Annotated in this window: 2 protein-coding genes; both read left to right on the top strand. The window is 67.7% G+C overall.

Going from position 1 to position 650, the window contains the following annotated elements; translation table 11 throughout:
• Positions 1-402 (top strand): aldolase/citrate lyase family protein (locus tag G3A47_RS22865; protein ID WP_208328413.1); only part of this gene is annotated, 402 nt, incomplete at its 5' end.
• On the top strand, positions 399-650 hold a 252-nt coding region (locus G3A47_RS22870), incomplete at its 3' end, for a hypothetical protein (protein WP_208328414.1). The genes G3A47_RS22865 and G3A47_RS22870, both read left to right, overlap by 4 nt.

Consider the following 650-nt stretch of genomic DNA (forward strand, 5'->3'; position numbering starts at 1 on the left):
GGCGGCGGCGTGCGACCGCTTTCGATGGGATTCGGCACCTATCTCGAACGGGCGGGACATGTGGCCGTCGGCCTGATGATCGAGACCGCTGCCGGGGTCGAGCAGGCCGAGGCGATCATCACCACACCCGGACTGGACTTCGTGCTGATCGGCACCGGCGATCTCGGCATCTCCTATGCGGCACAAGGCCAGGGCGGCGACGCCACGGAAAAAGGCTGCCTGCGCGTGAAGGAGGCCTGCGCTAGGGCCGGCATCCCGTGCGGCATCTTCACCGGCAATGTCGACAAAGCGCTCGAACGACGCGCCGAGGGTTATCACCTTGTCGTGCTCGCTTCCGATGTCGACGTGGTGCGTGACGCCTTCAACGGTGTGGTGCGCGATTTCGCCGGAGCGGCATCGTGAAGCCGCCTTTTCGCGAGCGGCTGGATTTCGACGGCGGCAACGGCCAGGTGCTCGACGAAAGCCGCCGCTACATGCTGATGCGGCCCGAGGCGCTGATGGGGATGTTCCGTCGTCTCGACGACGAGACCCGGCGGAAGGCGCTGGAGGCGCTGGCGGCGCAGACGTGGTGGCACGTGCGCGCCGGGGAGGGGATCTACGAGGAGGACTTCGCCGCGGCGAACCGCGTGGTGGGGGTGCTGTGGGCGAAC

Origin of the sequence: Flavobacterium poyangense (assembly GCF_011751075.1) — a bacterium.
Lineage (GTDB): Bacteria > Bacteroidota > Bacteroidia > Flavobacteriales > Flavobacteriaceae > Flavobacterium > Flavobacterium poyangense.